Here is a 10095-nt window from a genome sequence, read left to right on the forward strand (position 1 = left end):
CGAAGGGCGGTTCCCGGTGAAGGCCGTGGCCGAGACCTCGGGTGTGTCCCGCTCGAACCTGCATGCTCGGCTGAGCGGGTGCGCAAAGCCGCGACGGCGCTATCACAACGCACAAGACGCGGCGCTGCTGCCATTGATCGAGGTGCTGGTGGCGGCGCGGCCGACCTATGGCTATCGACGCATCGCTGCGCTTCTGAACCGGCGGCTGCGGGCGGATGGCGCGGCGCCTGCGAACCATAAGCGCGTGTATCGCATCATGCAGGCTCATGGCTTCTTGCTGGCCCGGGCACAGGCCGAGCGGCCCGAGCTTGTCCACGACGGAAAGGTCGTGGCGATACGATTCAACCTTAGATGGTGCTCCGACGGGTTCGAGTTCACGTGCTGGAACAAGGAGATCATGCCCCCTGGTCTTGGCCCCGTCACACCGACGCTCGGATCAGGCTAAGCGAGACACCGGCAAGATCGCCAACGGGTACTGACCCAAGGCCACTTGTGTAGCATCTCCTTGCGACCATCAGCGCAAAATTCTACACGCTGGTTATCCGATCGCCTCTACTGAAAGTTTTACCTGATATGCCTGATGCAGGTTTCCTAGCTGCAATCGATGCAAGCCTCGATGTCGGACAGCTCGAAGAAGCCGAGATGTTGCTCGATCGTGCGCTGGCCCAGTGCGATGACTTCTTTCTGTACTATGAACGGAAAGGCGACCTGCTCCGTCGGCAAGACCGCCTAGGGGAGGCGCGCGCAAATTACCTGCGGGCGCTATCGTTAGAACCCGGCGCAGAGTGGATTAGGGCCAAGCTAACTGACCGTAGCAGAACGTGCGGCTGTCACGATCGGCTACCTGACAGCAGCACTGGACACCGCAAGGCTGAAGGCGGGCGCCGTTTGAGAGGCGAACTGAAGTCCAGTCGGCCCGGCGTGCCGCTGGTTAGCGTTGTCACGGCCGTCTACGACAATCCTGATAGCCTTGAGCGTTGCCTCGCGTCAGTTGCAGCGCAGACTTACAGCAATGTCGAACATATCGTGGTTGACGGCGGCAGTCCGCAATCCACACTCGACATCCTCGCGGCGCATGATGCCTCCCTCGATTACTACGTTTCCGAACCCGATTCCGGCATCTACGCAGCAATGAACAAGGGGCTTTCCCTAGCCCGTGGTGACTATATCTGCCTGCTAAACTCCGACGATACTCAGGCGCCCGATTTCGTTCGACGGTCGGTCGAGCATGCGTTGGCACAGAGCGTTCCCCCAGACATTGTCTATTCTGACTTCTTCGACGGAGATACGCGACTGCCGGCCCAACCGCTAAATCCGGGGATTATGCTAGGTAACCTCAACGTTAACCACTGCACTTTTCTTGTAACTCGGAATTGCTACGACGAGATTGGGCGATATGACGAGACCCTCAGCATCGTCAGCGATATGCAGTGGATCCGGCGCGCCTTTACCGCAGATAAACGGTTCAGCTTGCTTCCAGAAGCGCATTTTCATTTTAGCCAAGGTGGGGCATCGTCGGGTAATAGCCCAGAGCGACGCACCCGCATCATTGCGGAGAACGGAATATGTTACCGTCGGGATTTTCCGTTTCTGGATCAGCAGGAGGCGGAAACTTTGTACCTGCTGCGTTTTGGGCCATCACGCCTCGAAGAAGCAGCTGAAATATATCGTCGGCACAGCAATCGTGTACAATTCCGAGCAGCTTTTCGCGCCTATCTGGAGCACTGCTTCCGAGATCGCGCTGCGTTTCGGCTGCCTCAGTCCGAGGCAGATGGATTATTCGGAATTTACATCACACTTGCAGACGAACTAAAAATTGATCGCAAGCATATCCACATTAAAACGAAAAAAGGAGATTTCTCTGACTTGTTGCATACTATTTCCTGCGCGCCTTCCAAACCCAAGGAGGCGGGCAGTAAACGCATCCTGCACTACGTAACAGAGTTCTCGGCTCCCTCTGAAACATTCATATATGATTTGATCGAGCGTCTCGACGCAAGTACACCGCACGACAACTTCGTCCTTTATCAGAAGGGACAGCTGCGTGAAGAGCGGCCTTGGTCTAAGGAATTTGGCTTGGACTGGCCTCACTTTCGGCCAGAAGTTTCTCGTGAAATTCTTCGATACATCATTGAAAATCGAGAAATCGATATTGTAGTCGCGCACTTCGCAATCAACGCACACCGGTTACAGGACCGCGCAACACAAATTGGAGCAGGCTCGCTGCTCGATGACTTGCCTATATTGGTAATGACGCATGGAATTGACGTTTTCAAACTGCGCGAGAATGATAAAGCCTATCGCGATTTTGTTAGGCATAAGCTAGGTGATCGCGAAGATGTTGCGTTCACATCTGTATCTGAATACTTGCGAGGCGAGCTGATTTCCGGAGGTGTGCCCCGCGAGAAGGTGACCATCGTCCCCAACGTAGTTAACGAAATATTCTACCGTCATCGAAAAAACGGAAACTATTACGATCGTTCGCGCCGGCTACAGCTTTTATCAATTGGCAGGCTCATAAAATGGAAAGGGCATCACCACCTAATCGAAGCACTTGTTCATTTTCGGCGAAGTTGCACAGATCAATTTGATCTAACGATCGTCTATGGCGGGGGAGATGACGAGCTTCTTGCGCTTACGGAACTTACTGCGCGCCTAGGGCTTACGGATAATGTACATTTCGAGCGTTTCGTCGACTTTAGGAGTGATCCAGGTTTCTTTGCGCGTTTCGATCTGTACGTCCATCCGTCTACTTACACTGAGGATGCAAGTAGAAAGTCAGAAACCTTCGGCGTCGCTGTACTGGAGGCAATCTCAGCAGGACTTCCTGTAATCTCCAGTAACGCGGGTGGTCTACCAGAGGTAATTGGGACAACCGGTCCGCACGCGCATATCGTGCCGCATGGTGATACTGCTGCATTAGCTCATGCACTTGTTCATACTTGGCAAAGCGGCGTAGCCTTCTCAGACAATCGCGCCTATGCTCAGGAGCGACTAGCCGCGTTTTCTCCTGCGGAACAGACTGAAGTGCTCGACCGAGTAATCCGAAACCTTACAAGGAAAAGAATTAACGCGGCACTTCTCACATCCGCGACAATAGGTGGCGCTGGCTACGCCGCTTATCGAGTACATCGCGGGCTGTCCGAAACCGCGTGTGTTAAGCCACGGATCTACACTACCAATAGGACACATCAAGACAGACCCGGCGTTCGTTTCGTCGCTCATCCTTCAGGCGACGGCAATCGCTGGCGCGATTTGCAGCTTCGTGCACGGCCTGGTTACACAATCTTCACGATTAATCAAACGTCATTGCGTTCGCGCGAACTTCTTCGAATGGTGAAGGATGCCGATGTCATAAATCTACATTACTATGCCCGCTTTCTTTCGGTAGAGAACATCGCCACTTTAACTAATCTCGGAAAACCGGTCGTCATGACCATCCGAGATATGAATCCCATTACCGGAGGATGTCATTTCTTTCATGGGTGCAATCGCTGGCAGAACGACTGTTCAAACTGCCCACAAATTCCTAGCGCATATACGAACTACCCAGCTGCCGTCTTGCGCGCAAAACGGCAATATTACAACTTTTCAAACCTTACGCTTGTTGCGCTTTCAGATCATACGCGTCAGATAGTTAAAAGGGCTCCATACTTTAATCGTTGCAGAATAGAAACGATTCCAAATTCTATCGAGACAGATATCTTTCGTCCTTACGACAAATCCATAGTACGTCGTGAGCTCGGCCTACCATTGGATCGAAAGATCATTGGGTACGTGCCTTCGTATTCTAGTGAAGTGAAGGGATATCGTGAAGTCACTAAGGCATTTCAGAAGCTCCGCGGCGCTTTCGTTGGCGACGAACCTTTCGTAATGCTGGTTGGGGGTGATACACCCGCAACGCGTGAGATTTGTTTGGATCGAATGAGCCTTGGTTACTTGTCTGATAATAATGCATTGGCCCGCGCTTATTCTGCAGCTGATGTAGTCGTGGTTCCGTCTCTCGAAGAGACATTTTCAAATACTACCGCAGAGGCAATATCCTGCGGAGTTCCGGTCGTAGGATTTAAAACTGGTGCAATTCCTGATTTGGTTCGAAGTGGCGAGACTGGATGCGCTGTGGAATTGGGAGATGTCGATGGTTTAGCTGAAGGATTGCTAAAAGTGCTAACTGGTCCTGATTTGAGTTCTTCATGCCGAAAGCTGGCCGAAGAGGTTCTTTCCTTTGAGCTTCAGGCGCATCGTTATGAAGCGCTTTTTCGCGAATTGACGCTTACGTCATGTGGGAAATCTTCCTCCGCGCCTCTAAGAGTTTTCGATTGTATCGAAGAGCTAGGTTTTGGACTGGCATCCATCGCGGCAGAGAAAGCCGCAGCTTGTAGAGGGTGATGTTTGTTACGCGCTCCACCTACGGAGTACGACGCCGGAGATATGAAAAATGAAGAAAAAACCCGTACACGTGACCTTTTTTGGTGCCTCTGTTACCGAACAGAGTGTTCATCACCGGACCCACGAGCGTACTGGCTTCGTCAACGTGTTCGCCGAGGACTTTGCGGAGGCCAATGGATTTATTGTAAGTCGCGTGTCTGCGGGCTCAAGTGATATAACAGACGGTGGTATTGTATATACAGAGAAGGTAATTGAATTAAGGCCCGATGTTTGTGTATTAGACTGGGTTACGCCTGCTACTATAAAATGCGATCCTCGGGTTATTGAGCAAATCGTCCATCGCCTTCTCGAGCATAATATTCTTCCGGTCGCAGTATTTTTCCCGAGAACTGACCGTGTCCAAAAAGAAACTCCTATAGCGCGTGAGATACACCGTATCTTCAATGATCTGATGTTACCGTTGTATGACATTGCCGACCGACTAGATGGGGTGCCGCTGGAGAAGATCCTGAGGGACACGGTTCATACAAACTGCTTTGGAGCGAGAGTATATGCGGAAATTATTCTCGACATTCTTCTTGAAACAGATCTCGAGCTTTTTGACGTTCCAAAGCGTCCACCACCATTATACGTTAATCGTGTTTCTTCAGACTCGTCGCCGCCGGCGGCCGCTCGAAATGTTTCGATTGTGCCATGCAAAGGCATAGACGGTCCTTTGGAATTTTTTGTTGTTCTGGAGCAGAGGGTAGGTCCGTATTCGCCGCTTCTTGATGTAAATATGGTTTCGGGGATGGGTGTCAGTCCTGAAAGGCTTGAAACCTATTCGGTTCTTGATCCTTGGTGTCATCGTGAACGTCAGTGCATAAAAAGGATTACCGGATGGCACCATGCGGACGGTTTACGGAAGATTATTCTATCGTGTTCGAGTTCGATGCCGCCGCTCGCGAAGAGACTTGATTTGAAGGATGGGGGAACTTCGCCAAGGCATTTGAAGCCTCGTGGGGATATGTTTGTAGTTTCGAACCGACGAGTTTCGTTTCGTGCGATTTGGAGCTAATGGGTCGGCGGTCAAACGGCGGAGGCAGCGTTATCTTGATGGACTGTGTATTACATATTGGGATTGGTAAGGCGGGATCGTCGACTCTCCAGGCAATTTTTAAAGATTCTCGGGTGCTCCTAAAGGATCTTGGCATCTTGTATCCCGAGGATCTGCTTCCCAATGGCGGATCTGGTGGCGATAACCACAAATGCTTGGCAGTTTCCTGCATGCAGCCAAGCCGTGAAAATTTTGTGTTATCTCAGCATAGAGTGCGGTCTTCTCGGGATCGGGATTCTTTCGACCGAAGGGTTGAGAGCTTGTACAGAGACCAGATTTCGGCTTCGAGTTGTCAAGTTTGTCTGCTATCAGCCGAACACTTTTGGTCATGTCTGGGAAGTCGTAACGAAATTTTGGCGTTAAAAGATCGGTTCTTCAGAATTGGACTTAGCGTATCGCGCATAGTGGTTTACTTGAGGAGGCAATCAAGTTGGTTTGAAAGTTTTCAGCATCAACGCGTTCGTGAAGGGCGAGGCCTGCTTGCTTCTAATGCTGCTGATCTCCTAAATACGCCGACGGCGCGTCAGCTTGATTATTCTCGTCTCATTGATACCTGGGGGGAAGTGTTTCGCGGTGCGCAGATTATACCACGAATCTTTGAGAGCAGCTCTCTGATGGGCCGCGGGATACTGGATGATTTTTTTGACGCTGCAGGCTTGCCGGTCATCAATCATTCGGCTGAGGTGAAAAATTCCAGCGCATTGTCGAACTTAGGCATCAATCTAATGTTGTCTGTACGTGCTCTTCTGGAGTCGCAAAACAAGGGTCCTATTAATAATAGTTCTTGGCGCCGTCTTACTGCTGAAATAGCCAAAAACATGCATGGGCGTTGCATGATTCTACCAGAGGAAGAGATGTGTAGGATAGATCGTGCATACGCGGAAAGTAACGAGTTGGTGCGCTTGCGTTATTTTCCTGAACGTTCGTCTCTGTTTCTCGGAGACTCGCTTCACGCTGTTGAGCGTTTTGAAAGATTGGAGGGTGCCGATTACGATTCTATTGTTCGACTTGTGACAGCACTTTGGCAAAGATCGGAGAAATAGTTGCAGTCGAGTTTTGAAGCTGGTCTGTCGGCGACGTTTGCGCGTAAGAATGTGTGTAGCTTGTTCTTTATTTTGAGGACTATATCTTTATACTTTGGGCGCATATGTCTAAGAGGTTCGGTTTCTTTAATCTTGTTCATGTCCGTGTTGGCGTAGTTGGTTCGTTATGGTTTAGTTTTCGTTGACGGTTACTACGGGTCTTAACTGAGTGCTGATGAAGGATTATTAACCCGCATGCCGCGCTTCCATCCGTTCGTGAGAGTACGTGCGTTATGACGCTTCTTGTTGCAATACCATATGTCGACGATCATCAGAAAACTATGTTGAGTGTCGAATTAGAGGATATAATATGCTTTTCTTCACTTGATGCAGCAGAAATAGCCTTATTGGAAACGTCGGATTCACGTCTTCTCTTAATGTATTCGGCGTTTGAGACTGTGCTCAGTTCTGCCTTAACTGAAAAGCGATCACATATCGAAGCCCTTACTAAGTGGCTGGAACACGCGGCGTCGGTGGTTAGCTTGATCCGGCGCCACCGCGATCGGGTTTTTGTAGTTGAGGCTGGCATTGCTCTCAACGATCCAGATGGTTTAGCTGCTTACGTTGGGTTGCCAGAACTGAAGAAAATTCAAGCGGTTAGGTTGAACCCAAATAATGATCTTTTTCGCTTGGTCGCCGATTTTGTGTTGCAGCGGGAGCCATTTGCCAGTTCGCTTGCCGGGGAGCTTGAGGCTAGTTCAGTCATCCCTTCGCAAACCGAGGATAACCTTGTTGCCTCCGTTCTGGAGTGGCACGAGGGGATGGAGGTCAAACTGGGTGAAGCTGTACGGCGTGAGATCGCTCTGCAACGAAATCTCGAGCTGCGGCACTTGGAAATTTCCGAGCTTCGTGGAGGATACGATGCGGTGCGAGCAGAAGTCCAACTCAAAGACGAACAGATTACTGTACTGAATGATCGGGAGCGTAATCTATCGAAACAAATTCTGGATGCACGAGCCGAAAAGGGAGGGGAAATAGAACTACTTAATGCCCGCATGAGTGAGCTTGTGCAGAACGTTGCCAGTTTGGAAGCGCAATTGGCACAAACTCGTGCAGCTTACGAGCGCGCAGATGCCGAACTACGGGTGGCAAATATCAATTTGGCAGGCATTAAAGCATCTCGATCTTATCGGGTGATGGAGCCCGCTCGGAGATTGCGCGGATGGATGTTGAGGCGTCGTAAGATCAATGGATGAAACGCACGAAGAATCTGGTGCCTGCTTCGCATTGTACATCGGTGCAGGCAATGGTAGCGACGTCGCTAAACTTTGTGATCAGACTGTTCAACGCATTCTTCTTGTGGAGCCACAACCGAAGCTCAGTGCTTGTCTTGCGGCCATTGATGATGATCGGATCAGTGTACTAAACGTAGCGGTGGCGGAGGAGACTGGGGAGTTCGACTTTTCAATCTTCAACCATTCTCTGCAATCTAGTCTCAAGAGGCCAACTGGTCTTTTGACTCTGTTTCCAGGGTTGCGCGTGGTCGAACGGATTTCTGTACCGACGCTTTCACCGGTCGATCTTCTGGATCATCTTCCGCATCAAGAAATGCGTAGTCATGGAAATTTACTTATTGTTGACGCGCCTGGTGTCGAACGTGTTCTTATAGACGGGCTGGCTACGAGTGGTGCGCTCGATCGATTCAATCAGGTGGTGTTGCGGTCGGGGAAGGCGCCATTGTTTGAAGGCGGTGCTGGTCATGAAGAACTGATCGTATTGCTCGAAGCCATGGGTTACCGGATTTTCAGTCAGGAAGTGGAGGATCCCGCATTTCCTGAGACCTACTTGGAACGTCACCCGCTTTGGTGTGAAGTAAAACGTCTCAGGGCAGAGGCGGCCGCGCTCTTGGAAGCGCGACAGAGCGCGGAAGTGGATGCCAAACGATGGATGGATGAGGTACATTCGATCCGTCACGTGGCGGCTGAAGCCACAGCTCGTGCGGATTATCTGAGAAAGGAGCTGGAGGTTGCTACGACCAAATGCGAGGCCGATGCGGCTAGGATTACAGGTTTAACCGAGGAGATACATAAGCGTACTGCCGAGAGAGATGCTGAACGAAAAAGAGTCGAAGACGCTAAGGCGCAGCAGAAGGACAAGGATGATACTGCGCGCGCAAAGATCCATAAGCTTGAACAAGATCTTTCAGTCTTGCTTAGAACGCAGGCGCTCATGCATTCGGACTTGAGGGAACTTCAAGAACGTTATCGCGCGGTGCAGCTCGAACGCGACCAGCAGGAAGAACTCTTGCACCAGTTGCGCCCACGTCTTCAAGAGGCAGCACGCTATCTGCATGAACGACGACTATCCCGCGAAGCACCAGAACCTGAGGTTACGCATTCGGGTGATCCAGACTCTGTAGCTACCGGAAAGTCCAGACGAATCCGGAAACGGCGTAAGAGGCCGCTCTAGTAGATGTCAGAAGATTCGAATTCTCCAAAAGACCTGCTGCTCGATGCCATCGAAAGCGCGTTGGCTCTGTTGGACGACCGGGCGGAAGCTAGATTTTCTCGCTTTCCGATTGCACAGGACGAAACGGCTGAGCCCTTACCGAACCTCCTGGAACGCTGTGAAGCGCTCTGCGATTCGGCCGCAGCGCGCGCTGACGAGCCAGTACGGATGTTGCATCATTTTGCTTGTACGGGTGGAACGCTGATAGCGCGATGTCTCGCCGCATTACCAAACTGCATAGTTATGAACGAAATTGATCCATTAAGCAAGTTACATCTTCAATCTGAACGAAAGCCCTTTCTTCCTACAGATCTCATCGCTGACATACGTTATTGGAGGAACCCACTGGACGATGAAGCCGTAGCCGAAGTCTTCCGAGCTGCGCTGACAGAGATTCATTCGCAGGTAAATTTGGTAGGTGGGCGTTTGATTTTACGTGATCACGCTCATTCACATTATTGTACGCGATCAGACGCTACGTCGCGCAGTACAACACTAAGAATTGTGGAAGATGCAAGTACTGTTATTTCCTTGCTCACGACCCGTCATCCACTTGATTCATTTATCGGATTACAGGTAAATGATTGGCGCCACTTTGACCCATTTACACTGCAAGAATACTCTTTGCGTTACATGGAGTTTCTCGACGATCATTCCGGAGTTCCAAGGATCTCATATGAAAATTTTGTCGCGGATCCAGAAGTCGAGCTTCAAAGAATGTGTTCTGTCCTCCAGCTTCCGTTTACTCCCGACGCGCTGAAAAACTTTTCTGCAGTTGTGCTTTCGGGAGACAGCGGTCGTCGTGGTGATGTTATTTTAGAACGGCCGCGGAGGCCGGTATCCGAAGAGCTAGTTAGTTCCGCAAATCACTCTGAAAATTATCATGCGCTCTGCGCTCGTTTGGGTTATGATCCTGATCCAACTGCAAAGCCATCTCGTGACGCGAAGATCAAAGCGGGATGGCAATAATTTTCGCAAGAGTTTTGAGCCGCAGTTTCCGCCTATTTTACTGTTCCCCAACCTTGACCTGCCCCTATCGGGTGGTCCGGCTTCAGTCTTAGGCTCAGGACTTCGGTAACG

The 10095-nt window shown here is 50.7% G+C and carries 6 protein-coding genes and 1 pseudogene; all 7 read left to right on the plus strand.

Features of this window, described 5'->3' with window-relative positions; genetic code table 11:
• A pseudogene (locus RISW2_RS21670) lies at positions 1-400 on the plus strand (IS3 family transposase); the annotation flags it as partial.
• Positions 401-573: 173 nt separating this feature from the next.
• A complete protein-coding gene (locus tag RISW2_RS24780) occupies positions 574-4389 on the plus strand; it encodes a glycosyltransferase (protein ID WP_156943943.1) in 3816 nt (1271 codons plus the stop codon).
• Between the two features lie 49 nt (positions 4390-4438).
• Positions 4439-5446 carry an SGNH/GDSL hydrolase family protein gene (locus RISW2_RS24785; protein ID WP_156943944.1) on the plus strand — a complete coding sequence of 336 codons (1008 nt, stop codon included), beginning with the start codon at positions 4439-4441 and terminating at the stop codon, positions 5444-5446.
• Positions 5447-5745: 299 nt separating this feature from the next.
• On the plus strand, positions 5746-6528 hold the full coding sequence (locus tag RISW2_RS24790; RefSeq protein WP_156943945.1) for a hypothetical protein: 783 nt from the start codon (positions 5746-5748) through the stop codon (positions 6526-6528).
• Between the two features lie 272 nt (positions 6529-6800).
• Entirely contained in the window at positions 6801-7763 is a 963-nt protein-coding gene (locus RISW2_RS24795; protein ID WP_156943946.1) for a hypothetical protein, read from the plus strand.
• Complete coding sequence (locus RISW2_RS24800; RefSeq protein WP_156943947.1) at positions 7756-8976, plus strand: FkbM family methyltransferase; 1221 nt, start codon at positions 7756-7758, stop codon at positions 8974-8976. The genes RISW2_RS24795 and RISW2_RS24800 overlap by 8 nt, the downstream gene beginning before the upstream one ends.
• Positions 8977-8979: 3 nt before the next feature.
• Positions 8980-9984, plus strand: a complete 1005-nt coding sequence (locus RISW2_RS24805) for a sulfotransferase (RefSeq protein WP_156943948.1) — start codon at positions 8980-8982, stop codon at positions 9982-9984.
• The last annotated feature ends 111 nt before the right edge of the window (positions 9985-10095 follow it).

The organism is Roseivivax isoporae LMG 25204 (assembly GCF_000521865.1).
Classification (GTDB): domain Bacteria; phylum Pseudomonadota; class Alphaproteobacteria; order Rhodobacterales; family Rhodobacteraceae; genus Roseivivax; species Roseivivax isoporae.